This is a genomic window from Photorhabdus laumondii subsp. laumondii (assembly GCF_003343245.1).
GTDB lineage: Bacteria > Pseudomonadota > Gammaproteobacteria > Enterobacterales > Enterobacteriaceae > Photorhabdus > Photorhabdus laumondii.
On sequence record NZ_CP024901.1, the window covers coordinates 133557 to 156824 of the forward strand.

At 45.1% G+C, this 23268-nt stretch carries 23 protein-coding genes and 3 pseudogenes; 22 read left to right on the forward strand and 4 right to left on the reverse strand.

Annotation, left to right across the window (positions count from 1 at the left end; genetic code table 11):
- Positions 1–39: 39 nt before the first annotated feature.
- Positions 40–3291 (forward strand): hypothetical protein, encoded by a 3252-nt coding sequence (locus PluTT01m_RS00655; protein ID WP_011144532.1) that lies wholly within the window; start codon positions 40–42, stop codon positions 3289–3291.
- Positions 3292–3479: 188 nt separating this feature from the next.
- On the forward strand, positions 3480–5096 hold the full coding sequence (locus tag PluTT01m_RS00660) for an IS1634-like element ISPlu4 family transposase (RefSeq protein ID WP_011144533.1): 1617 nt from the start codon (positions 3480–3482) through the stop codon (positions 5094–5096).
- 182 nt (positions 5097–5278) lie between these two features.
- Here the strand turns inward: PluTT01m_RS00660 and PluTT01m_RS00665 are convergent.
- Positions 5279–5673, reverse strand: a pseudogene (locus tag PluTT01m_RS00665) (VOC family protein).
- Positions 5674–5867: 194 nt separating this feature from the next.
- Here PluTT01m_RS00665 and PluTT01m_RS28140 point away from each other — a divergent pair.
- Positions 5868–6035: a DNA alkylation repair protein gene (locus tag PluTT01m_RS28140; RefSeq protein WP_082302939.1), complete on the forward strand. Its 168-nt coding sequence runs from the start codon at positions 5868–5870 to the stop codon at positions 6033–6035.
- Positions 6036–6078: 43 nt separating this feature from the next.
- On the opposite strand, the gene PluTT01m_RS00675 is transcribed toward PluTT01m_RS28140, so the two are convergent.
- Complete coding sequence (locus tag PluTT01m_RS00675; protein ID WP_011144536.1) at positions 6079–6675, reverse strand: hypothetical protein; 597 nt, start codon at positions 6673–6675, stop codon at positions 6079–6081.
- Between the two features lie 279 nt (positions 6676–6954).
- On the opposite strand from PluTT01m_RS00675, the gene PluTT01m_RS00680 reads away from it, so the two are divergent.
- The 9 genes and pseudogenes from PluTT01m_RS00680 (at position 6955) to PluTT01m_RS26765 (ending at position 12967) form a co-directional block, all read left to right on the forward strand.
- Complete coding sequence (locus PluTT01m_RS00680; RefSeq protein WP_011144537.1) at positions 6955–8085, forward strand: ISAs1-like element ISPlu17 family transposase; 1131 nt, start codon at positions 6955–6957, stop codon at positions 8083–8085.
- A gap of 314 nt (positions 8086–8399) precedes the next feature.
- Positions 8400–8867 carry a hypothetical protein gene (locus tag PluTT01m_RS00685; protein WP_125043731.1) on the forward strand — a complete coding sequence of 156 codons (468 nt, stop codon included), beginning with the start codon at positions 8400–8402 and terminating at the stop codon, positions 8865–8867.
- 137 nt (positions 8868–9004) lie between these two features.
- On the forward strand, positions 9005–9478 hold the full coding sequence (radC, locus tag PluTT01m_RS00690; RefSeq protein ID WP_011144539.1) for a RadC family protein: 474 nt from the start codon (positions 9005–9007) through the stop codon (positions 9476–9478).
- A gap of 42 nt (positions 9479–9520) precedes the next feature.
- Positions 9521–9847 (forward strand): type IV toxin-antitoxin system YeeU family antitoxin, encoded by a 327-nt coding sequence (locus PluTT01m_RS00695; protein WP_011144540.1) that lies wholly within the window; start codon positions 9521–9523, stop codon positions 9845–9847.
- 74 nt (positions 9848–9921) lie between these two features.
- Positions 9922–10209, forward strand: a complete 288-nt coding sequence (locus PluTT01m_RS00700) for a TA system toxin CbtA family protein (protein WP_011144541.1) — start codon at positions 9922–9924, stop codon at positions 10207–10209.
- Positions 10210–10322: 113 nt separating this feature from the next.
- Complete coding sequence (locus tag PluTT01m_RS00705; RefSeq protein ID WP_011144542.1) at positions 10323–11156, forward strand: DUF4942 domain-containing protein; 834 nt, start codon at positions 10323–10325, stop codon at positions 11154–11156.
- Positions 11157–11243: 87 nt separating this feature from the next.
- Entirely contained in the window at positions 11244–12281 is a 1038-nt protein-coding gene (gene rhuM / locus PluTT01m_RS00710) for a virulence protein RhuM (protein ID WP_011144543.1), read from the forward strand.
- A 129-nt stretch (positions 12282–12410) separates the two neighbouring features.
- Positions 12411–12557, forward strand: a pseudogene (gene rhuM / locus PluTT01m_RS00715) (RhuM family protein); the annotation flags it as partial.
- Positions 12558–12796: 239 nt separating this feature from the next.
- Complete coding sequence (locus tag PluTT01m_RS26765; RefSeq protein ID WP_157852154.1) at positions 12797–12967, forward strand: hypothetical protein; 171 nt, start codon at positions 12797–12799, stop codon at positions 12965–12967.
- On the opposite strand, the gene PluTT01m_RS00720 is transcribed toward PluTT01m_RS26765, so the two are convergent.
- The gene (locus tag PluTT01m_RS00720; protein ID WP_011144544.1) at positions 12946–13716 is read right to left on the reverse strand and encodes an IclR family transcriptional regulator; all 771 of its coding nucleotides are present in this window, start codon (positions 13714–13716) and stop codon (positions 12946–12948) included. The genes PluTT01m_RS26765 and PluTT01m_RS00720 overlap by 22 nt on opposite strands.
- A 144-nt stretch (positions 13717–13860) precedes the next feature.
- Here PluTT01m_RS00720 and PluTT01m_RS00725 point away from each other — a divergent pair, with 144 nt between their 5' ends.
- The 10 genes from PluTT01m_RS00725 (at position 13861) to PluTT01m_RS00775 (ending at position 22915) form a co-directional block, all read left to right on the forward strand.
- Entirely contained in the window at positions 13861–14361 is a 501-nt protein-coding gene (locus PluTT01m_RS00725) for a cupin domain-containing protein (protein ID WP_011144545.1), read from the forward strand.
- Positions 14362–14404: 43 nt separating this feature from the next.
- Entirely contained in the window at positions 14405–15382 is a 978-nt protein-coding gene (locus PluTT01m_RS00730; RefSeq protein ID WP_011144546.1) for a hypothetical protein, read from the forward strand.
- 19 nt (positions 15383–15401) lie between these two features.
- Positions 15402–16871 carry an aldehyde dehydrogenase family protein gene (locus PluTT01m_RS00735; protein WP_011144547.1) on the forward strand — a complete coding sequence of 490 codons (1470 nt, stop codon included), beginning with the start codon at positions 15402–15404 and terminating at the stop codon, positions 16869–16871.
- A gap of 21 nt (positions 16872–16892) precedes the next feature.
- Positions 16893–17756: a CoA transferase subunit A gene (locus PluTT01m_RS00740; protein ID WP_011144548.1), complete on the forward strand. Its 864-nt coding sequence runs from the start codon at positions 16893–16895 to the stop codon at positions 17754–17756.
- A gap of 26 nt (positions 17757–17782) precedes the next feature.
- Complete coding sequence (locus PluTT01m_RS00745; RefSeq protein ID WP_255562998.1) at positions 17783–18532, forward strand: CoA-transferase subunit beta; 750 nt, start codon at positions 17783–17785, stop codon at positions 18530–18532.
- A complete protein-coding gene (locus tag PluTT01m_RS00750; protein ID WP_011144550.1) occupies positions 18529–19593 on the forward strand; it encodes a maleylacetate reductase in 1065 nt (354 codons plus the stop codon). The genes PluTT01m_RS00745 and PluTT01m_RS00750 overlap by 4 nt, the downstream gene beginning before the upstream one ends.
- Before the next feature lie 60 nt (positions 19594–19653).
- On the forward strand, positions 19654–20862 hold the full coding sequence (pcaF, locus tag PluTT01m_RS00755; protein ID WP_041380485.1) for a 3-oxoadipyl-CoA thiolase: 1209 nt from the start codon (positions 19654–19656) through the stop codon (positions 20860–20862).
- Positions 20863–21055: 193 nt separating this feature from the next.
- Positions 21056–21442 (forward strand): Rieske (2Fe-2S) protein, encoded by a 387-nt coding sequence (locus PluTT01m_RS00765; protein ID WP_011144553.1) that lies wholly within the window; start codon positions 21056–21058, stop codon positions 21440–21442.
- A gap of 737 nt (positions 21443–22179) precedes the next feature.
- Positions 22180–22353, forward strand: coding sequence for a hypothetical protein (locus PluTT01m_RS26770; RefSeq protein WP_157852157.1), 174 nt, complete (start codon positions 22180–22182; stop codon positions 22351–22353).
- Between the two features lie 115 nt (positions 22354–22468).
- Positions 22469–22915 carry a hypothetical protein gene (locus PluTT01m_RS00775; protein ID WP_125043733.1) on the forward strand — a complete coding sequence of 149 codons (447 nt, stop codon included), beginning with the start codon at positions 22469–22471 and terminating at the stop codon, positions 22913–22915.
- Here PluTT01m_RS00775 and PluTT01m_RS27330 read toward each other — a convergent pair.
- Positions 22912–23109 (reverse strand): annotated as a pseudogene (locus tag PluTT01m_RS27330) (IS982 family transposase); the annotation flags it as partial. The gene PluTT01m_RS00775 and the pseudogene PluTT01m_RS27330 overlap by 4 nt on opposite strands.
- Positions 23110–23268 lie beyond the last annotated feature (159 nt).

Genomic DNA, 23268 nt, shown 5'->3' on the forward strand with positions numbered 1-23268 from the left:
CAAAGGTTTGATGTCGGTGACACATGGAGCATAACAATCATGAAAGTACAGGAAGCCAAATTTTCATCTAAAGAATTTCTAAAGCGTCGTCGTCCAGAAAAATTTTCTGATTCAACGATCCGAGAGACAGGGTCTTTAGATAGAGTTGTACTTGAACATTTTCTTTCTACTCTAAATACAAGAAATCAAGAATTGCAATTCGAAGATTTTGCAAAAAGAATATGTGAGAAAATAATTTGCCCTAATCTCCTTGAGCAGACAGGCCCTGTAGCTGGTGGCGATGGTAAAACTGACACACAAACCTTTCCAGTTTCGGAACAAAGTAAGCTTCTTTGGTTCGAAGGAGTTAATGATACATCAAATAAAGAGCGCTGGGCCTTTGCGGTGAGTACGCGTAAGGACTGGAAGAAAAAATGCCATGAAGATGTACTTAAGATAAAAGAAACAGGGCGCGGATATACTAAAATATTTTGTGTGACGAATCAATCTGCAAAGTCCAATGTTCGTTCAGAGGTTGAGGATACACTAAAAAACAAAACTGGGATAGATGTTCGTATATTAGATATTAATTGGTTGCTAGATCAAATATACAAAAACCATTTTGAGAAATTGGCGATTGATACACTATCAGTTCCAACGCAATATAAAAGAGAAATTATTTTTGGGGAAAATGACTATAAGAAGAATAAGAAATATGAAGAACTAATAGAGTATATCAGAGATAAAGTAAACCCTGCTGAAATTTCATATGAGCAAGTGGATATTTTCTTAGAAGTTGCAGAGTTAAGCGCTGAGCTTGAAAAAGCGATAATTGAAACACAAGGTCTATTTGAAAGAGCGATAAAAATCTCAAAAAAATTTGGGACAAACCAACAATTGTTGGATGCTTATTATCAATACGCTTGGAAGTCCCATTTTTGGATGGAAGATTTTAACCTTTTCGAAGAAAATCTTCAATTAGCGTATGAATGTATAGCATCATCAACTAACTCCTCAAAATGGGAGAAAGTTTTAAACTTAGTAACAGTCCATAAAAGTTATATTAGACTTAACAACGCAACATCTACAATCGACATTGAGAATATTGAACGTAATATGCTCGCTAAACTAGATGAGATAGCTGACGATGAATCACGTCCCAGTAATGCACTCACAGCGAGAACTCACAAAGCCATTTATAAAATGACAACGTTTTCAGATGTAGAAGATGCTTCGGTTGTATTTGAAGAGTTACATGAAATTTTTAAAAATAGTGGAAATTTAATAGGCTATCCCTTTGAGAAAAACTTCCAACTTTTGAACGAACTGGATGACATCTTTTTCGAGGTTGATGCATATGAAAATTTATTAGACTATATGACTGAGCAATCCGCTCTTAGAGGCGGTGAAGTTAAAGGGGCATTATTAAATTTACGAAGAGGCATAAAGAGGATTCAAAATGGTCACCCTTATCAGGCAATCAAGTATTTAGGAAAATCTTTTATTCCACTCTATAAAGAAGAATCACGAGATAAATTTATATTAGCATTAAAAGCTATAGCCTATGCTTACGAATCCATTGGGTTGCTATGGAGTTCACGTTCATGCTTGCTTCTATCCGCTTCGTTGATTACAGATGACTACTGGAAGTATGATGAGATATCATTAAAGCAGGTTGAGATTTATTATGGTTTATGCCTAACAGAAATAAAACTAGGAAAATTAGCACATGCCCTTTTATGGTATGAATTGTTTTTAATAGTTAACCAGAATATCAGTGATAGCTCGCTCGGTGATAAAGAAAATCAACAAGTTGATTTTTACATAAGCCAGCTCATTTTGAACACTGATCTAAAACAAATAAATCGACAGATCAATATCCCTGATGAACTTGATAGATTGGATCTTTTTGTATCATCGGGATGTCTTAAATATGCTTTAGGTTATATTGAAGAGTTTGAGCGTGAGTACGAAGTTACTGCCGATAATGATAATAATGATTTTTTGCAAAAAATACGTGACTTTGATGCAGGATTTAATAGTAAAGGTATAAAAGATAACCATGACAAACGTGGAGTACATACATCTTTTATTTTTGGATGCGCCATAGAAATTAACTTTCCGAATCGGTCACCATTTATAGAGTTTTCAACTAATGTCTTATCACTTTTAGAGAGTGCTTTTGCAACTTGTACGATTGATAACATCCATCTGAAAGAAGCATTTTTAAATATTGAAGTAATAGCAGATGACGAAGATGACTTATCCTTATCACATGAAATAAATAGCAATAGTGGAAAACTAAACCTTACAATAAATTGCGCTGGTTTTGATACAAGTGATTTTAGAATCGAAGCTCAACAAAAAATCACCAATGAATTCAAGAAAATAGTATTTGATCTTCTCCCTGAATTATTTTTTATAAAAAATACAGAATACATTGAAAAAATGATCTTCGAAGATGCAGCATTCGACAGAGCAATTAGTTTCGGTGCCTGTATCAAAGCTATTGAAAATGTTCTTGGAAATGATATTGATCAAAAAATTAAGAAAATTTATTCCACTAGTGCTGAAAAGAAAACTTACCCCCTTCTAAGAGATAAATCCTGGGATAGTGAATTTCCTAAAGTGTTGGAGATCGAGGATATAAATGATCCAATATTTGGAAAAGGAAAAATGCCTGAAGAGGAACTTAATGCTGAAAATATAACACATAAAGATTATTCCATACAAAGTCTAATCAAACCTCGTCTGTGGGATAGAACACGCTGGAAAGGGGTGGGCTTCGTTCAAGTCAAAACATGTCACCCAGGATTATATCTTTTATTTAAAGACTCCAGTGTGGGTGAAGATATTTTTAAAGATCTTATATCATCAGTAGGCTTGTTAGATACTAAAGCCAGATTACGGGTTTGTATTGTCAAGGGTATTTCAGTTAAAAACCCAACTCATTATAGAGTACTCATATCTGAAAATATGAAGACAACCCCACGGACTAAAAGAATGACAATGATCAGTAGAATTAATACGATGACTCCCGATAGCAATGTCAATTTGGAAAGATTTATTGCTGCGTATCATGCCTGTGGAAAATTCTATCTAGGATGTGATGCGATGTTAAAAAATATTAATCCTGAACATCCACAAAAAGATAGTTTAGGTATAGAAATGAGTACGTTAGACGTTCGGTGGGCTTGGGAAATTGGATTAAATGATGTTGATTGTATTGGGGTTAATTTAGAAGAAGATGACCCCTATATTCCTAATGATGTAACTGACGTCCCATTATTGAATTTAATAAACAGTAAATAGAACTGCTCGCTAGGAATGCCGCCTCTTAAGGAGGCGGGTTCTAACAAATCATAGAACCGTCATTCCGCACCGTATTTCTGATTTAAAAATAATGTGATCTTACACAGGTTTTTTGTATTGATGACATCGGTGGGGTTGACGGTAATCGCCAATTTTGATCTATTACTTTTATTTGCCGGAAAGCGAATATGTCCACACCCATACCTGCCATTAAACGTCTCGATCATCTTGGCCTTATCGCCGCTTTTTGTCATGAAGCCGGTTTACCCCGCATGATTGATGCCATTATCCCAAAATATTCATCGCATACCGTCTCTCACGGCGACGCTTTTCTGGCGATGATCCTTAACGGGCTGGGGTTTCACAGCCGGACATTGCACATGTTTTCCGGCTTTTTTCAACATAAGCCGATTGCGCGTTTAATTGGCGCAGACATTGAAGCTGAACACCTTAATGATGATGTGCTCGGCCGAACACTGGATGCCTTATATGAAGCGGGGGTGTCGGAAGTTTATCAGGTGCTTGCTGAGCAAGTGGTTGATAAATTAGGGTTAAATCCCGATTCCGTTCATTTGGATATCACGAGTTTTCATGTCGATGGTGACTATGACAGCGCGTTGGGAGATGACACAAAACGCATTGCACTGGTGCCGGGTTATAGCCGGGATCACCGGCCCGAACTGAACCCGGTTGTCCTTGAACTGATTTGCGAAAATCAGGCAGGTATCCCTGTCTACATGCAGGCCATGAGCGGGAATACGAATGATGCCAAAGCCTTTGCCCAGACGATCAAAACCCATATTCAATGTCTGAAAGCGGCACAAAACAGCCGCTACTTTGTGGCCGATGCCGCCCTTTATACTGAAGCCGCGATCGCTTCGCTTCATCAGCAAAAACAACGATTTATTACGCGTGTTCCCCTGACGATCAAGGAAGCTAAACAGTCTCTCCTGAACGTGACAGCGGAGCAATTCAGCCCCATCAGTGAGGGCTATTCAGGCTGCTGGGTGACGTCATCGTATGGCGGCGTTCCTCAGCGTTGGTTACTGGTGAACAGTACGGCGGCAGAAAAACGTGAAAACCAGACTTTCCGGAAAAACACACTCAGGGAAACAGAAAACGAGTCTAAACAGTTCGACAAACTGGGCAAAAAGCCCTTTGCCTGCCGGGAGGATGCCTTACAGGCACTGCATGATTTTGAGTCTCAATGCCAGTTTATCGGCATCGCCTCGCCGGAAATTCAGGCGATTACCGCGTATGCGGGGCGCGGGAAACCCGGCAAGCATCAACCCCCCAAATCGGTTCATTATCAATTAGCCGGTCAGGCTTATACCCGGTTAGACAAGGTGAAGCAGGCCAGATTGCGGGTCGGGAGGTTTATTTTAGCGACCAATGAACGGGATGAAGGACGGCTTGATATGGCGGCGTTACTGGCTAATTATAAGGCACAACAAAAGGTGGAGCGGGGTTTTCGCTTCCTGAAAAGTCCGGAATTCCTGACGTCTGCCATTTTCCTGAAAAAACCGGAGCGGATAGAAGCGCTGTTAATGGTGATGACATGTTGTCTCATGGTTTATGCGGCGCTGGAACATAAAATTCGCCATGAATTGAAACAAAATGTGCCGTTTTTCCCCGATATGAAGAACAAACCGACACAATCCCCCACCGCGCGTTGGGTATTTCTGGCCTTTGAAGGGATCAGCACCTTTGAATTTCAAGAACATAAAATGGTGACAGGAATGCAATCTTACCACCATGAGCTTTTGAGTTTATTAGGTGCACAATATAAAGCGGTTTATTCCTGAATTAGGTGCGGAATGAAGGATAGAAAACTGCGCCTCTAATCTGAATTAACTCGGACTCGTACTGACAGCTTCCGCACGCAGAATGTAATCGAATCTGACCGTCTGCTCTGAGCGACTAGAGCAGACGTAACAGCAGTTACCGGCTACATACTGACAAAGTAGCCGGAAGATAGTTTTTAGCCTTACTTGTTCTGATAAAGATCCCAGCGATTGCCGTAAAGGTCCTCAAATACGACAACTGTACCGTATACCTCATCACGAGGTTCCTCAGAAAACTCTACGCCTTTTGATTTCATGGCATTGTAGTCGCGCCAGAAATCATCAGTCTGGAGAAAAAGAAATACCCTACCGCCGCATTGGTTGCCGATGAAATCTTCTTGCCTCTCGTTGGAGGCTCGCGCCAGAAGAAGATTGCAATCGCTTTCTGGGTCGGGGAAACGACTACCCATCGTTTCCCCGGCTGTGGAATATCCTCAACAAGGGTAAAACCCAGTTTTTCAATGTAATACTCAATTGCGCGGTCATAGTCATCAACTACTATGGCTACATATCCCATACATCGTTTCTGAGTTCGCATTTCCACTCCTATTAAAGCTTCACACATAACTAGCCTGAAACTTCTTTTTAACACAAGTAGTTGCGATTTGTAGTAAGGATTTACCCCTGGCGAAGAGATCCGCTGTTGGCACGTAGCGGATGTTGGCAATTGTAATCACCGTCAAGGTGGACATTACTGGTATTGGTGTGTGTTAATCTACGGGAAGCAGGTCAATAGATCGCCTTTACCATTACTCTGATTTACTATCATCAGAGAATGAGTCCTTTATTAGAAAAGCGATTGGATGGGCACTTAAAGACTATGCCCGATGGAATCCAGAATGGATAAAAAATGTTATTTCAAAGAAGAAGGATGAATTTTCAGGCTTAACCATTCGTTAAGCATCCAAACATCTAAAATAAAAAAGCACCCGGAGGTGCTTTTTTATTTCCCAAACATTCCACCATTTTCATCAAACATCTCCAACAGTTCATGAAGTCTCATGACTTCATCAAGAATAGGTTGAACATTATGTCTTTCCCCCAATACTTGATAAATTCCATCATTTAGATAGTAGGCTCTGAAGATGTGATGCGGCACATCTGTTTCTTCTGGCTTGTTCAAGATTAGACTTGGGAAGATATTTCCTACAATTCCACCTTCAAGATACATATCCAGTCGTTCATCAAAGTGCTCTATTGCATTTCTAAGTTTCTTATCATGCAAAGGGCTGCTTTCTGTCACATCAAAAATCTGCCTAAGAAACTCAGCACGGTTCTTATATAAAACCTTCTCACCTTTTCCACCAATCATTGATGGAAAGAAGTACCGAGCTATAGCAGCACTATGATTGATGAAGTTTTGTAGACAGTCTAGAAGCTCATCTTTCCGATCTTGTGGCCCTAGTTTCCCTTCACTGATAGCTTGGATGTACTTAGATGCTCTATCCACGGCCTGTAGAGCCGATGTTGTATTGAACAACATAGATTGGATATAGAAGACTTGGTATGGAGGCCATAATGTTGGCTCATTTTTATCCATTATCTATCCTTTGCTAGATTGTAGTGGCATGCCGATTTTGGCCACATTAGCAGAAGTGTGGAATGTCCGCTCCTAGCACACAAGGGGCGTTCAGGCCTCTCCGGCTACCGCCTGACGGACTGCCAATTCTGGTCATAGTAAAGCACCCAGAGGAGGTTCGGTCATCTTTATCAGTCGGCATCTATCGCAGGGCAAGATCGTGAATATTTTGTTAAAAAAATCAGATTTGACCGACGGTAATAGTTATGATCTCATACTCTCTTTTTGAGAGCAAAAACCCTGTGCTTTGATATTTTTACTGAACATTTCTCAGACATTCAAGATCCCCGTCAAAGCGCCAAAGTTGCCTACCCTTTATTCGATATTTTATTTGCCTCATTGTGCGCTGTTCTGGGCGGCGCCGATGGTTGGAGTGAGATCCAAGAGTATATTGAAGGCCACCATGAATGGTTTCTTGAACATAATATGTTCAAGGAGGGGATCCCTGTTGATGACACGATTGCCCGACTTCTCTCACGGATTAATCCGGAACAATTTAATCTTTGTTTTATCAACTGGATGCGTTCGGTTCATCAGGTCACTCAGGGGGAATTAGTGGCGATTGATGGTAAAGTTTTACGGGGTGCCTATGCCCCGGGAGAACGCGGTTCGGCTCTCCACCTTGTGAGTGCTTATGCGACAGCCAATAAAATGGTCATCGGCCAGGTTAAAACCCAGAAAAAATCTAATGAAATTACCGCAATCCCGGAACTCATTAAGTTGTTGGAACTGAAAGGCGCGCTGATTTCCATTGATGCGATGGGATGCCAAACGCAGATCGCTCAGGAGATTATTGATGCCGGCGCGGATTATTTATTAAGTGTGAAAGACAACCAAAAACGTCTCCATCGTGCCATTCAAAAAGCCCTGGAAGCCCAGCGCGTTTTGCCCTTAACACCCGAAAAAGCGCGGATAGAACAGGGTCATGGTCGTCTGGAAATCAGAGAAAGCCATGTGCTGAATGCCGAGACATTCAAAGCCGATTTTCCGGAATGGGCGGGATTAAAAACCCTGGGTGTCACAATCGGATACAGGCAAGAAAACGGCAAATTGCCCAGTCTGGAGTACCGTTACTACATCAGTTCAGCCAGACTGACAGAAGAACAATTTTCTCAGGCAGTACGCAGCCATTGGCAAATAGAGAATAATCTTCACTGGGTGCTTGATGTGACGTTTAAGGAAGATGATTGTCAAATTTACCGTGAAAATGCGGCGGAAAACATCGCGATATTACGACGTATTTCGTTAAACATGCTGAAAAAAGAAACGAGTCAATTAAGCATCAAAGCGAAGCGTAGACGAATATGGATGAAAACCCAATTTTTGGAGCGAGTATTACAGGCGGGTTTTGCTAATGTGAGTGATATTTAATCATTCATGCGGTTGCCCTAGGGGAATATGAACTGGGAGAACTGGAAAAACAATTTCAGGAACATGGAAATATATATAATAGCATCTACACAAATGAATTCTTAGTTAATAGAATCATAAAGAAAACAGAGCACTCAAAAAACCAGAATGACTCTACACAGGCAATACTTTTAGGTACATCTTTACCAAAAAAAGTTAACACAGGTTTCAGATGCCAGATACCTTTTATTGAAGCCATTATGCCCAGAAGGATTAACAAGGGTAATTTAAAGAGATTTATAATAGATGATTTGCAGGGGAAACTTCCGATGTATATGCCAGAGATCCCGCCGTGGATAAATCTGGTAATTATTACCGAAGCAAATATCACATTCCAGAAAATGAACGGAAAAGAAACTGCTGATGTGGATGTAAACTACTGTTTTCTATTAACGCCTTTATATCCGCAGGGCGGCGGAGAACAATATTATCATCTCGATCTGATGAATATTAAATATATGCGATTTGCCGAAGTATTTAGAAAAAATGGTCGTTACAGAAAATATTTACAAATGCTCCATATCAATGAAGCAAAAACACGTGGATCAGGAGGCTACTTTGTTGGTGTACTCAATGAACCTGTGCAAATTAAAAAGATGGTAGACATGCAAAAAGTGTCTGAAGACATTTTCAGCAATCATTATATTACCTTTGCTGACAATCAGATTATCAGCGTTAAGCTAAGAACCTTTCCAAAGCCTGAAGATCCTTTTATTAATGACGATTCAATTTCTAAAAAATAACAGGTCTTTAATATCAGAGTGAAATGGGAGATTGTTTCTTTCACCTTCCTTAACTGTCGGGTTCATCTGGTTGCATTATCAAACATCCCATGCCCTGCGCTAAACTGCGGCGGGGCTTTTACTTTTCAGGAGTCACTATGTCTGGACTAATTTTAACTCCAGCTTTTTCGGTAAATGATCAACGTATTATTCGACGGGCACTGCGATTGCTGGAAAAATACCAGCGCCAACCGGGAGAGCAGTTTCTTGCTGCCAGTTATACGAAAACCTGGCTACAACTGCATCTGGCACGGCAGGAGAGAGAAGTCTTTGTCGTACTCTACCTCGATAATCAACATCGCCTGCTGGAACATGAAACTCTATTTCTCGGCACGATTAGCCATACCGAAGCACATCCCCGTGAAATTGTGAAATCAGCACTGCGCCATAACGCGGCAGCGGTGATTCTCGCACATAACCATCCGTCAGGGATTACGGATGCCAGCAAAGCAGATCGCACTATCACTGACCGGATCGTAAATACCCTGAATCTGGTGGAAGTACGGGTACTGGGTCATTTCATTATCGGTGATGGCAATACGCTGTCTTTTGCTGAGATGGGCTGGCTGTAACACCGACTCCGCGTACTTATCTGCTCTGAATAGGAACCTACTATGGAAAAAAACGATAACCCTGAATGGGGGCTTCGGTACGATTTAATGCCTCGCTTTACCGCAAGGTTAGTACAGGAAGGCAATCGACTACATTATTTAGCTGACCGCGCCGGGATAACTGGCACTTTCAATGAGGAAGAGTGCCACCAACTGAATGCCGCATTTCCACACTTTATTAAACAGATGGAGCTGATGCTGCTCTCTGGTGAGCTTAACTCCCGCGATGCACACCGTGTAACGCTGTACCACAACGAACTGACCTGTGAAGCGGATACGCTCGGTAGCTGTGGCTACGTTTACATCGCTATCTATCCCACTCAACGTTAACTCAATTTCCCAACAGAATCCCTATGACAACTTTTCCTGCAAATCAGCGGGTGGCGAAGCCATGACCGCCACCTGTGCTTGTCTGGCAAACTCTACTTACACGTCTGCTGGAGCAACATTATGGCCTCACCCTGAATGACACGCCGTTCAGCGATGAAACTGTTATTCAGGAACATATCAACGCTGGTATTACATTGGCTGATGCCGTTAACTTTTTGGTAGAAAAGTACGAACTGGTTCGTATCGACCTCAGGAGGTTTAACTGTCAGGAGCAATCACCTTATCTTCGGGCTGTAGATATTTTACGGGCAAGGCAAGCAACCGGCCTTTTGCGGCAAAGCCATCATCCTTCAACTCGCTGAATCTTGCGAGCCGTCTTCCCGAATTACATTCCCGATCTTTCTTCCTTATTTACTCACTACATAATGCGCCTGCCACTCCCGGCAGGCGCGTTTGCTTTTATACGGACAAAAACATGCAAACAGAAGCTGAAGTCTTAACTGACCATAATGAGCTAATTTGCTCGACCAGTATTGAACGTATCGTCACAGGACGTGATGCTGCGCTGAGCCTGATAGAAATTCTGATCCATAAGCTTGATGATATCTCACGGCTAACCTCCAGCATCGGTGGTGATGTGGCGGAGCATTGGGCGATGCGACAGGGCCATTCCTTTGACTGCTGGCTGATGCAACCAGTAGATAAAGCAATGCCGGTGATTACCCGCAATATCGACCGCAGTATCTGGCGCGATCTCATGCTGAAGTCCGGGATGTTGACGTTAATGGACGCTGAGGCGTGTAGTCAGTGGGCTAAGAACCTCGAAGAAGGCGATCTTCCGGCAATCAGCGAAGCGAATATCCTGAGTACGTTTGAGCAGCTTCATCACAACAAACAGGAGGTCTTTGAACGTGGCATCATCAATGTGTTCAGGGGATTAAGCTGGGACTACAAAACCAATAATCCCTGCTGTTTCGGCAAGAAGATCATCATCAACAATCTGGTGAAGCATGACCGATGGGGCTACAGCCTGAACTGGGGCTGGCGGCGTGATCAGTTAGCCGATCTGGAACGGATGCTTCACCTGCTGGATGGTAAAACCATTCCCGATAATCGGCATGATGTTTCTATCCGGTTTATGGATTTTGTCCGCGATAATCCACATCAGCAGGTCTTCGAGGATGATCTCTTTATCATTCGTTATTTTCAGAAAGGCAGCGGACATATCACGTTTAAACGCCCTGATCTGGTAGAGAAGATGAATGATATCGTGGCGAAGCATTATCCTGGGGCGCTACCAGCAAAATAAACGCTATCTGCGTAATGAGCTTCACCAGGGATATCTGGCATACTAAGCGGATTACAGCATTATGAGTCAGATGTAAGCGGAGGCGGCATGACAGATAAATACTTAACCCAATCCCCGGCAGGCGAATTTGTTATGTTTGCCAGCGATGACGGTGATGTACGTGTTGAATGCCGCTTTGAGCAAGAAACACTATGGCTCCCTCAGGCAACCATCGCAAACCTTTATCAGATCACCCCCCAGGCCGTTACCCAGCACATTAAAGCGATCTATGAAGAAGGCGAGCTTGAACAAAACGCAACCTGTAAGTCTTACTTACAAGTTCAACAGGAAGGTAGTCGCCAGGTAAGTCGCAATCGGCTTCACTACAGCCTGCCTGTCATCCTTGCTGTTGGCTATCGCGTTCGTTCCCCTCGCGGCACACAGTTCCGCCAGTGGGCCACCCAGACGCTTCAGGAATACCTGATCAAAGGTTTTGTGATGGACGATGAGCGGCTGAAAAATCCGCCTGTTGGTTCTTCTGCTGTACCGGACTATTTCGATGAGATGCTCGAACGCATCCGCGATATTCGGGCCAGCGAGCGCCGGGTGTATTTGCGGGTGCGGGAGATCTTTGCATTAGCGGCTGACTATCAACCGTCGTTGAAAGAAACCACGCAGTTTTTTCAAACCATCCAGAACAAGTTGCATTTTGCCTGTACCGGACATACCGCCGCTGAACTCATTCATCTGCGTGCTGACGCCAGCCAGCCGCACATGGGCTTGACCAGTTATAAAGGCAAAGAGGTGCGCAAATGTGATGTGACGGTGGCAAAAAACTACCTTAATCAGGATGAGGTCAGCGAACTCAATCGTGTGGTTAACATGTGGCTGGATTTTGCCGAGGATCAGGCCCGTCGTCGTCAGCAGGTCTTTTTACGCGACTGGCAGGATAAGCTGGATCAGTTCCTGCAATTTAACGACCGCGAGGTTCTGCAAGGCGCAGGTAAAGTCAGTAAGAAAATGGCCGATGAAAAAGCGCAGGCGGAATATAGTCAGTTTGCTGAACAACACCGGCGCTTAAAAGAAGCCGAAGGTGAGAAGGATATCGCCGGTTTGCTACAGTGGAAAACAGAGCCTAAAAAGTAGCTCAGGATGCCCCCGAACCCTACAAGCAAAATCATTTGGGGGTGCTTATGGGGGTTACTCATTTATCCAATACGAAATGACAGAATTAAATCAACAAGTTAATAATCAAATACGACTCCTGTGATCGAGCGGTTGAAAAAGATTTTCACGATGGCAGCAGACTATGAACCATCTAATAAAGAAACAACACGTTTCTTTAAGACAATTCAAAACAAATTACATTTTGCTTGTACGGGTATGACTGCTGCTGAACTTATCGCCAACCATTTTTCTGCTTGTTCTGCGGAAACTTTTTCATTTTGAGAGAACCTTTAAATACTTCCCTTGATCGCGAAAGTAAAATATATACCCAATGGATTTCAAGATGGATCGCGGCGGCAAGGGAGCGAATCCCCGGGAGCATAGATAACGATGTGACCGGGGTGAGTGAGTGCAGCCAACAAAGAAGCAACTAAAGAAGCAACTTGAAAGATGACGGGTATAAACAATGTTGTTCCTGACAAGGTGATCTCGTCATGATGACTCGCTCTGCATTGAAAAAAGACAAACAGGTCCCTGAATACCCTCGCCGAAAAATTGATGAACTGGGCGATCCGTTGCTTGCGCTGGATCTTGCATATTCAGCAGCACTGATGTCAGTGCTGCATCTCTGGCGAAGGTATGGTCACACAGGCAGACGGTCATAGATACATTTGGCGGCCTGACGCAGGCTGGGCAGAATTTTTTCCAGCAATACGGATTCGGATGTGCGTGTTGGCTGTGTGGATACATTAATGGCTGCAATAACCTGATCACGTTGATTCATAATGGGAACCGCGATGGATCTTAAGCCCAGTTCAAGCTCCTGATTGACTATCGCATATCCTTGGGCCTGCACCTGTGTCAGAATCCCCAGTAATGCATTACGTTCTACCAACGTATGGGGAGTGTAGCGTTCCAGTATATAGTTTGCCAGAAAGGCTTGCTGCTCCTCAGGTGTTTTATAGGCTAATAAAACGCGTCCCATAGAGGTGGCAACAGCAGGCAGGCGTGTACCAATTCCCAGATTGACTGACATAATATGATGTGTCATATATCTGGCTACATAGACGATTTCAGAACCATCTAAGACTGAAACCGAGCAGGATTCCCCGGTTTCGTTACTGACCTGTTCAATAAACGGTTGAACAATGTTCACGATTGGCTGTGATGCTAAATAGGAATACCCCAGTTGCAGCACTTTTGGCGACAGCCAAAAAAGTTTCCCGTCACTCTCTGTATACCCCAACACGCTGAGTGTAAATAAAAAGCGTCGGGCAGTTGCCCTGCTCAGCCCGGAAAGCTTGGCCACCTCACTTAAAGACAGCTTATTTGCTGCTCGATTAAAGACCTGGATCACAGAAAGACCACGTGCCAGTGACGTAACGAACTCTTTTGACTCTTCAGGTATTGACATTTTATTAACACGTTTCCAATATCTAATTGGTGTTCGCATGGTGATTTTTTTGTTCTCTATGCGAACACGGAGTGACTTGATGATATAAAAATAAAATCCATTTCAAGGTCTCAATCCATACTTTCGTTAAGGAGATAAAACATCATGTTAGTGCAATATAAAACAGCATTCGCATCAATCGATAATTATCACAAAGGTGGGATCCAAGCGCTGGTTGAAGATCCCAAACGTTACGTTTTTTCCAACATGTATGAAATCGCGGCAACCAGTGCACCCTACGACCGTATCGTTGCTGCGATCAATTTAGACTATACCATCGAGATCGCTCGTGCCGAAGGGACATCGCCCTGGTTTGCCTGTGCGCACGACGAATTTGTGGTTGCTATGGATTATGATGTTGAGGTGCATTTTGTCAAGCTGACTGATGAATCGGTCATTGATGAAGATAAAGATGGCGCTGTTAAGCTGAATGGCACTCCCGATGGGCAAAAAATGGGATGTATCTACCTCAAACGTGGGCACCAGGCCCTCCTGCCTGAAAAAGTGGCTTATCGCTTCCATGCTGATAAGCCTGCAACTCTGATGATTCAGTCAATTCTCGGTGATGTCTCAGTCCAGAAATGGGCTGATATCTGCCTGAATTAATTGAATTTGATGGTTTTTCCCAGCATAACTGAGGGCTGAAAAAATGAATACGAATTTAAAATGTACAATAGATAATACCGAAACGGGCTATCAAACTTTTACCGCTGGCCATTTTACGTTTGATCGCTGCGAGTACTTCGCCTACATCAGTTGCCCGACAGGGGAACATATGATACCGATCGATGACTACCTCAAAGCTTTGATGCGTGATATTGCCTGGGGATTTTTTTATGGCACTGTTGCGTTTGATGATGTACTGGGCACGACTAATCATTACGGTAACGTCGATTTGTACATGGGGTCATTCCATAAAGAATGGACCCGTGCTGGCCGTGATTATAAAGAGAATTTCAAATCTGACGAGCTGATGGCGATTTTCAAAGCCATGATTTCTGACTGGACCAACACCGGGTTTGATCCCTTCGCTGCACCGCAGGAAACGGGAGTGGCGTGGGGACGCAAAAATGGCAATGAAGATCGTTTAATCGGGCGTAAACGTGAAGTGGCTAAACGCATGGTGGGCATTCCGGGTGATGCGCCGCTGCGTTCAGATGATAATGGTCATCCGGTTAACCGGGCTTTCATGGATGTAAATCAGGAGCAGCCCGTCGTGAAAGCTGAACCAGGCTTTGAAGGTGAACTGCATGCGTTCAACCTGTTTGGTTATCTCTCCCGTTCGGATATGACCTGGAATCCGTCAGTGGTTTCCGTGGTGCGTCAGAGTCTGTTTTGCCCGACTACCGAAGAGTTTATTCTTCCTATTGACCACGGTAATGACCGTGCCGAATGGTTCATCCAGTTGTCTGATGAAATTGCCTGGGATATCAAGGATGGCAAGAGCAGCAGCCCACTGGCGAAAGTCACCATGCGTGCCGGGGATATTGCTGCCATGCCAGGAGATATTCGCCATCAGGGAATGTCGCCCAAGCGCTCCATGTTACTGGTGTGGGAAAATGGTTCGCCTGAAATCATGGACATGATCAAGGATGGTACCATTCCGATGGTTCCGGTGACATTCTAATCAGGGTGAGGATATACCCATGCGTATACAGAACAAAATGCTGATAAACGGTGACTGGATAGATGCGTCCGACGGTCAGACTATTGAAGTCATGAATCCTCATGATGGCTCACTTATTACCCGGGTTGCTGAAGCAAAAGAGGCCGATGTGGATTGTGCAGTGGCTGCTGCAAAAGCCGCCTACCCCGCTTGGGGTAGGTTGCAGGCATCTGAAAGAGGGGCTTTGTTGCTAAAACTGGCTGATAAAATTGAAGAACATGCAGCAGAACTCGCTCAACTGGAAACTATGGATACAGGACATCCGATCCGCGATACGCTGAATATAGATGTTCCCCGCACGGCATACTGTTTCCGCTATTTTGGTGGAATGGCAGATAAACTTGAAGGCAGCGTAATTCCGGTAGAAGAAGGTTTTCTGAACTATACCACACGTGAGCCCATTGGCGTGGTGGGTCAAATCGTCCCCTGGAACTTCCCTTTGATGTTTACCAGTTGGAAGATGGCACCAGCTCTTGCTGCCGGTAACACGATTGTGATCAAGCCTTCGGAAATCACGCCTCTGAGTACGCTGCGTATTGCTGAACTGATGATGGAAGTGGGCTTTCCTCCTGGCGTGATTAACGTGGTGGTGGGATATGGGAATAGTGCCGGAGCGAGATTGTCGGAGCATGAAGATGTGGGCAAAATTGCTTTTACCGGATCGACAATGACCGGGCAGAGCATTGTTGCCGCCTCAGCGGGTAACCTGAAGAAAGTACAGTTGGAGTTGGGCGGCAAAGGGGCCAATATCATTTTTGAAGATGCCGATCTGACCAAAGCCGTTGGCGGCAGTGCTTGGGCCATCTTTCATAATCAGGGGCAGGCGTGTATTGCCGGATCGCGCATTATCCTACATGAAAGTATTGCTGATGCTTTTCTGGAGAAGTTCCTAACGCTGGCCGGTTCCATCCGTCTGGGCGATCCTTTGTTACCGGAGACGGAAATGGGGCCGGTGACCTCTTTGCAACACAGGGAGCGCGTGTTGGCTTACTGCGACGTTGCCCGTTCACAAGGGTGTGAGATCCTGCTGGGCGGTAAGCCGCCAGCGGATCCCGCTCTTGCCAATGGCTGTTACATTGAACCAACCGTCGTCAGGGCGAAATATTCCGATCGCATTGCACAGGAGGAGGTGTTCGGCCCCTTTGTGACGGTTATTACCTTCAAGAATGATGAAGAAGCGCTGGCGATTGCCAACAGCACCGAATATGGGCTGGGTTCAGGGCTATGGACCAAAGACATCAGCCGTGCTCACAGGTTTGCCCGTGATATGCATGCTGGCATGGTGTGGATCAATTGCTACAAGCGCGTCAACCCGGCCAGTCCGTTTGGTGGCGTGGGGCGTTCAGGCTATGGTCGTGAGATGGGGTTTGAAGTGATGCGTGAATATACTCAGGTGAAATCTGTGTGGGTCAATGTTGATGCAAAAATCCCGCCTTTTTACCAGAGATAAATTCGCATCAGGGGGAACGCTATGACAAAAATAATAGCACTGAAACAGGCTGTCTGCGAACTGGTACAGGACGGTAATATCCTTGCGCTGGAAGGATTTACTCACCTGATCCCCTTTGCTGCGGGACATGAGATTATCCGGCAACGCAAAAAAGATCTGACATTGATCCGCATGACGCCGGATGTGATTTACGACCAGCTTATTGGCATGGGGTGTGCCAGAAAGATAATTTTCTCCTGGGGCGGAAACCCCGGAGTGGGATCGCTGCACCGCTTGCGCGATGCGGTGGAAAAGGGCTGGCCTCATACGCTAGAGATCGAAGAGCATGCCCATGCAGATATGGCCAATGCCTATGATGCGGGAGCGGCAAATCTGCCGTTTGCCGTCCTGCGTGGCTATCTCGGCTCTGATATTCCCAAATACACGACGACGATTAAACAGATAAATTGTCCGTTTACGGGGCAGAGGCTGGCAGCAGTACCCGCGATCCGTCCTGATGTCACGATAATTCATGCCCAACAGGCTGATAGAAAGGGCAATGTTCTGTTATGGGGCATCATTGGGGTACAGAAAGAGGCCGTACTGGCGGCCCAAAAAGTCATCGTGACGGTGGAAGAAGTGGTTGACGTCCTCAAGCCCGCGATGAACCAGGTAGTACTTCCCGGATGGGTGATTGACGCGATCTGCGTGATCCCCGGCGGGGCGTTTCCTTCATATGCGCAGGGTTACTATAAGCGTAACAATGCGTTCTACCAGAACTGGGACAGCATTGCCCGTGACCGCCAAACGTTCAGCGACTGGATGGAGAAACACGTACTAGGGACGGCAGATTTCGCTGCCTTCAAACTGAGCTTGGAGAAAGAGCAAAAAGGAGAGGTAGCGTGAGCAATACCTATACATCTTCTGAAATGATGACGGTTTGTGCTTCCCGGATGCTCAAAGAGGGTCAGGTGTGTTTTGTGGGGATCGGTATGCCCAGCGCAGCGGCCAATCTGGCTCGCCTGACCCGCACGCCCGATATTGTCCTGATCTATGAATCCGGCACCATCGGCACGAAACCTGACGTTCTGCCTCTGTCCATCGGTGATGGGGAACTGGCAGAAACGGCTGATGTGGTGGTTTCGGTGCCTGAGATGTTTCGTTACTGGCTACAGGGTGAACACATCGATGTTGGTTTTCTCGGAGCCGCTCAGATTGATAAATACGCCAATATCAACACCACGGTGATTGGCGATTATCACTCGCCGACAGTCCGTTTGCCCGGCGCGGGCGGTGCACCGGAAATCAGCACTAACTGCAAGGAAGTATTGATCATTCTGAAGCAAAACAGCCGTTCTTTTGTTGAACACATGGATTTCATCACCTCACCAGGTTACCTGCAAGGCGGAGATTCGCGTGAAAAGCTTGACCTGACCAATGGAGGGCCTCGGGCTGTCATTACCGATTTGGGGATTCTGGAGCCCGATCCGGTGACCAAAGAGCTGGTTATGACTTACCTTCACCCCGGTGTCACGACAGAGCAGGTTCTGGAGAATACTGGTTGGTCGTTGCGGATAGCCTCAGTATTAAACACGACGCAACCGCCCACAGAACAGGAACTGAAAGTATTACGGGATCTCAATGAGCGTACAGAGCGTGCGCATACAGAAGTGGCATCATGATGAATTTTATTTACCAAGCTTTGCCCGGCAGAGTTATCTTCGGTGCCGGTAAAATCGCTGAAACAAAAGCGGAGGCGCAATTGCTGGGGATCACTCGGGCTCTGGTGATCTCAACGCCACAGCAGCTTAATCTGGCAACTGATGTGCAGTCGATATTAGGCGATATTGCTGCTGGTATTTATGATAAAGCCGTCATGCATGTCCCAGCAGAAACAGTAGCGGATGTCATGCGCGTTGTGGACGAGTTGCGCGTTGACGGTTGCGTGGCAATTGGTGGCGGCTCGACAGTCGGATTGGCAAAGGCGATAGCCCTGCAAACCGCACTACCGATTCTGACGATCCCTACGACTTATGCTGGCTCAGAAATGACGCCGGTCTGGGGTATAACCCGGGACGGGATTAAAACCACCGGGCGCGATGTGAATGTATTGCCAAAGACCGTGATTTATGATCCTCAATTGACCCTCAGCCTGCCAGCTTTTATCTCCGGTCCCAGCGGCATGAATGCGATTGCCCACTGTGTGGAAGGATTGTATTCACAGAATCACAATCCGATCACATCCATGATGGCGGAAGAAGGGATCAGGGCATTGCGCTTAAGCCTGCCTGAAGTTGTGATACGCCCAGAAGATATCAATGCACGTGCGCAGGCATTGTATGGAGCATGGCTGTCCGGCAGCGTACTGGGTTCTGTAGGGATGGCTATTCACCACAAGCTCTGCCATACGCTGGGAGGAAGTTTCAATCTGCCGCATGCGCAAGTCCATACCGTGATTATTCCTCAGGCAACCGGGTTCAACCAGACGTATGCCCCGCAGGCAATGCAGGCTATAGGGCGTGCGCTGGGGGTAAAAGCGCAGGATGCAGCCGCTGGATTGTATGATCTGGCAAAAGCAATTGGTGCGCCCGTGGCACTGAAAGATATCGGGATGCAGGAAAAAGATCTGGATAAAGCAGCGAAGATTGCCACAACTGATCCTTATTATAATCCGCGTCCGGTTGACTGTATGGCAGTCAGGGAATTATTAGAAAAAGCGTTCTGGGGGATTCGCCCAGAATAAAGCCAATTACTGCGGCACTTATTTCTGTCAGAAAGAAATCTTCATTTAGGAACCATGATGATGAGAGAAGTCTTTATTTGTGATGCGATTCGTACGCCGATCGGGCGCTATGGCGGCGTATTGTCCAAGATTCGTGCAGATGACTTGGGGGCAGTGCCGCTGAAATATTTTCTGCAAAAATACCAAGATCTGGACTGGTCGGCGGTGGATGAAGTGATTTATGGCTGTGCCAATCAGGCAGGAGAAGATAACCGTAATGTTGCACGTATGTCGGCACTGTTGGCCGGCCTGCCGGTGACGGTTGCGGCGACCACGGTCAACCGCTTGTGCGGCTCTGGCATGGATGCCATCAGCATCGGTGCCCGGGCGATTAAAGCCGGTGAAGCTGATCTCATCATTGCAGGTGGCGTTGAATCAATGTCCCGTGCTCCTTTTGTGATGGGAAAAGCTGAAACCCCATTCAGCCGGGAAGCTAACGGACTGCACGATACGACGATTGGCTGGCGCTTTATCAATCCGCAAATGGCCGAGCTGTATGGTGTGGATTCCATGCCGGAAACGGCAGAAAACGTTGCTGAAACGTTTGGTATCTCCCGTCAGGATCAGGATCTATTTGCTTTTCGCAGCCAGCAAAAAGCTAAGGCTGCCCAGTTATCAGGGCGTTTCAGTTTGGAGATCGTTTCAGTCAGCGTGCCACAGAAGCGGGGAGAGTTTCTGGTGGTCGATCAGGATGAGCACTTGCGGCCTGAGACAACGCTGGAAGGACTGGCAAAACTGCGTGCTCCCTTTCGTGCAGGAGGCTCAGTGACGGCTGGGAATGCTTCGGGGGTGAATGACGGAGCCTGTGCGCTGATCCTGGCCTCTGCTGAGGCTGTGCAACGGCATGGATTGACACCGCGCGGCAAAGTTATTGCAGCAGCGACGGCGGGAGTGGAACCACGCATTATGGGCTTTGGTCCGGCTCCGGCCACGCAAAAACTTCTGTTGAAAACGGGGATTAGCCTTGATGAAGTAGACCTGCTGGAACTCAATGAAGCTTTCGCCTCGCAGGCGCTGGCGACACTGCGTGCTTTGGGGGTGAGGGATGACGATGAGCGAGTGAATCCTAATGGAGGCGCAATAGCTCTGGGACATCCGCTGGGCATGAGTGGTGCCCGACTGGTTACCACCGCCTTGCTGGAACTGTCGTTGAGGCAAAAGCGATATGCCATTTGCACCATGTGCATTGGCGTGGGACAAGGGATAGCTATCCTGATTGAGCGCGTCTGAAAGGAAAAGGAACCGTGTATTTTGTCGTTTTGGCTACTGACAGACCTGCTCGGGAGACGCTGCGTGCCCGCATCTGCCCGGCACACCGGGTGTATGCATTTTTAAAGGATGACCCTTACATGCTGGCGAGGGTATGGAGAAATTATCGTTCGCCCTTGGCTGTTGGGGATTGGTGCTCCACGGGAGGAGTAAAATGAAAGTCTGGTATCAGGAAAAAAATGCGCCTCTGCCAGGAACATACCTGTGTTCTGTTTTTGATATTACATCTGGCGGAGTGATGGAATTTTGCTTTGGGAAACACAGAAAAACGCAGTTTCGCATGTTTATCTACAATGATGCAGGTCAACTACGGGCATATATGAATGTTTGCCCACATTTTGATGTGCCTTTGAATGTTCGCTCCGGCGAGATATTTACCTCGGACCGCAGTCAGTTTATGTGTTCGATTCATTATGCCAGATTTAATTTTCATGATGGTCATTGTACAGAAGGACCGTGTGAGGGTATTGGCCTAGAATCGATCCCGCTGACTATTACCGGAGAAAGTGTATTTATTGCGAAATATGATTTACATAAATAACCTGAACTCTGGATAAAAGATGTAACTCAATGCCTGTTCCAAGATCAAAAATTTCGACCAAGAAAAAAGAGAATTTATGAGGAACAGGCATGGATCAATTTGATGATTTAAATGCAACAGGCGTACCATCAATTCGGTGTAGTTACGTAACTTCACCAGACAGCTTTCCGGATCGGAGTGAACCTAGCATTCCGCCATACCAGCTAAGGAAATGAAAACTAACAACAACATCAATACCCTGCACTTGATTCTTATCGCCATAAATGTGCGGCTAATAGGGCTTTCCAAGGGGCGAAATCTGCCAACCATTTTTCTGCTTGTTCTGCGGAAACTTTTTCATTTTGATTGAATAATCTTTGGATATTACGTCTTACTGCAACGTCGCCATGCAATGAGCCATTTAAATAGTTGAATCCCCGTAACAGGGAATAATTAATTGTTCACATACCAATGCCTTTTATAGTGAGTAGATTATCTGTTAATTGCTGAATATCTTGCTCATCATTAGAGATTGCTAATGTTAATTCACCAGACTCAATTAATTGGCTTAAGCGGAGTAATGCTTTGGCTTTGCTGATATAGTTAATACTTATAAGGATAAATATAACAAAGAGAATTGCCCTATTATAGATCTTAACATCCGGCAGTTTGCTGCCCTTAAGGACGCAGATCAGACAATTGATTTACTCAATAACCAGATAGGGCGTAGGATTGCCCTACAGAGCAGGAACTCGTCAATGAAAGCGCAGGCCAAGGCAGTGTTGAATCGCTTTCATAAAGAGGGACTGTATGTTGCCAAGAAAAATGCGATGGGGTTTGAGATTGTCAAAGAAAAAATCACCGATGAGCAGTTTTCTTATATGAACTCGGTATTTGAAAGAGGAAATGAAGATGGCTTTTCACCTGAGTAACTATTGGCGATGTAATTGGAACAGCAGAAAAAATAAAATCATTTTTTTTTCATGCACGTTGCTGATAGTTTTTTTTATGTTCAATAGTAACCGACAGTTTAGCATTGTTAAGAGTATGTTTGATTATGCTGATAAACATTGCCAGCAAAACACAGACTGCTTGGTTAACATCAGCAAAATTACGCCGTTTAAATGGGACACTTTGTATGTTATTGATAGTGGTTGGAATCTTGATGAAATTAAGTCTGTCATTGGTGCGGAGTTAAAGGAAAGGACTGATATCTTTTCCAAGATTATCTTTGTTAAGGATGGGCAAGTGGTTTATTTCGAAGAGTATCATTATTATCCGGATTCAGGGGATGAAAAAATCTTGGTTCTCGATTTTGATTATGAAAATCAGGAAAAAGGGCTTATAGCTTATTATCGTGTTCCCAGAGAGGCTCCCAAAATTGTCATAAAAATGAAAGGAGACCCATCAGTAGAAGACAAAATTTACTATTTATTTTCTTCCGTTAATGAGCAGCAGGTTCAGAGGAACCCTGCATCGTTCCGAAAACGATGATATTTCCAGAGGTGTTCCAAATAGAAAGCGTTAAAATTACAGTAATGTGACATGTTAAAGAGGATAAAAATGGTCATTATTTCATTGGGATACATGTAATCTTACCGATGGCGCAGACGGTATCCGTTATCGAAACAAAACGGTTCCTACTGGGGTATTAAAAAGCTGCAAAAATCATCGACATTACAGAAAATTTCAACTCACTTATCCATGACCTGCTCCTCCCCGGAGCTGTTTTAGGCGTTCACTAAAACTTTGTTCCTAGAACAGGATTCCCGTCAATTTCTTATCCAGAATTCGGGTTATTATTAGATAATTAAATTATTCATAGGATTATATACTGTGAAATATTA

Bases quoted from the DNA above. Each gene is read 5' to 3' on its own strand.
- PluTT01m_RS00675 (WP_011144536.1), bottom strand. From the start codon at position 6,675: ATGGATAAAAATGAGCCAACATTATGGCCTCCATACCAAGTCTTCTAT.
- PluTT01m_RS00685 (WP_125043731.1), top strand. From the start codon at position 8,400: ATGCCAGAGATCCCGCCGTGGATAAATCTGGTAATTATTACCGAAGCA.
- PluTT01m_RS00705 (WP_011144542.1), top strand. From the start codon at position 10,323: ATGCAAACAGAAGCTGAAGTCTTAACTGACCATAATGAGCTAATTTGC.
- PluTT01m_RS00730 (WP_011144546.1), top strand. From the start codon at position 14,405: ATGAATACGAATTTAAAATGTACAATAGATAATACCGAAACGGGCTAT.
- PluTT01m_RS00660 (WP_011144533.1), top strand. From the start codon at position 3,480: ATGTCCACACCCATACCTGCCATTAAACGTCTCGATCATCTTGGCCTT.
- PluTT01m_RS26770 (WP_157852157.1), top strand. From the start codon at position 22,180: ATGAAAGCGCAGGCCAAGGCAGTGTTGAATCGCTTTCATAAAGAGGGA.
- PluTT01m_RS00745 (WP_255562998.1), top strand. From the start codon at position 17,783: ATGACGGTTTGTGCTTCCCGGATGCTCAAAGAGGGTCAGGTGTGTTTT.
- PluTT01m_RS00735 (WP_011144547.1), top strand. From the start codon at position 15,402: ATGCGTATACAGAACAAAATGCTGATAAACGGTGACTGGATAGATGCG.
- PluTT01m_RS00750 (WP_011144550.1), top strand. From the start codon at position 18,529: ATGATGAATTTTATTTACCAAGCTTTGCCCGGCAGAGTTATCTTCGGT.
- PluTT01m_RS26765 (WP_157852154.1), top strand. From the start codon at position 12,797: ATGATGACTCGCTCTGCATTGAAAAAAGACAAACAGGTCCCTGAATAC.
- PluTT01m_RS00775 (WP_125043733.1), top strand. From the start codon at position 22,469: ATGTTTGATTATGCTGATAAACATTGCCAGCAAAACACAGACTGCTTG.
- PluTT01m_RS00720 (WP_011144544.1), bottom strand. From the start codon at position 13,716: ATGTCAATACCTGAAGAGTCAAAAGAGTTCGTTACGTCACTGGCACGT.
- rhuM (WP_011144543.1), top strand. From the start codon at position 11,244: ATGACAGATAAATACTTAACCCAATCCCCGGCAGGCGAATTTGTTATG.
- PluTT01m_RS00740 (WP_011144548.1), top strand. From the start codon at position 16,893: ATGACAAAAATAATAGCACTGAAACAGGCTGTCTGCGAACTGGTACAG.
- PluTT01m_RS00725 (WP_011144545.1), top strand. From the start codon at position 13,861: ATGTTAGTGCAATATAAAACAGCATTCGCATCAATCGATAATTATCAC.
- pcaF (WP_041380485.1), top strand. From the start codon at position 19,654: ATGAGAGAAGTCTTTATTTGTGATGCGATTCGTACGCCGATCGGGCGC.
- radC (WP_011144539.1), top strand. From the start codon at position 9,005: ATGTCTGGACTAATTTTAACTCCAGCTTTTTCGGTAAATGATCAACGT.
- PluTT01m_RS00695 (WP_011144540.1), top strand. From the start codon at position 9,521: ATGGAAAAAAACGATAACCCTGAATGGGGGCTTCGGTACGATTTAATG.
- PluTT01m_RS00655 (WP_011144532.1), top strand. From the start codon at position 40: ATGAAAGTACAGGAAGCCAAATTTTCATCTAAAGAATTTCTAAAGCGT.
- PluTT01m_RS00765 (WP_011144553.1), top strand. From the start codon at position 21,056: ATGAAAGTCTGGTATCAGGAAAAAAATGCGCCTCTGCCAGGAACATAC.